At 60.0% G+C, this 280-nt stretch carries 1 pseudogene; it reads right to left on the reverse strand.

Annotation, left to right across the window (positions count from 1 at the left end):
- Nucleotides 1–168: 168 nt before the first annotated feature.
- A pseudogene (locus AF337_RS45715) lies at nucleotides 169–280 on the reverse strand (endonuclease/exonuclease/phosphatase family protein); the annotation flags it as partial.

The raw sequence follows: 280 nt of genomic DNA on the forward strand, positions 1-280 counted from the left end.
TTTCTCTTGCCTCGCCTTGAGCGACTGACCGCACTTTCCTCATCGGAAAAGATCGATCCGCAATTGTGGGCTCAGCGGTTTCGCCGTCTCACGCGTCTGTTTCGCTCGAAGTAAGAGGCACTCGGCGGCCGATCGAGCCGCTCGATGACGTCTCTGTCGACGTCGTTTTTAACCGCCCACCGGTTCCAGATCGACCAGCGCCTTGATCGGCAGGTGATCGGAGGCGATGCGCGCCAGCGGCGTATCATGCGCCTCCACCTGCGAAATAATCCCCTTGCGG

The sequence above is a fragment of the Rhizobium ecuadorense genome (assembly GCF_001187535.1).
GTDB classification, from domain to species: Bacteria; Pseudomonadota; Alphaproteobacteria; order Rhizobiales; family Rhizobiaceae; genus Rhizobium; species Rhizobium ecuadorense.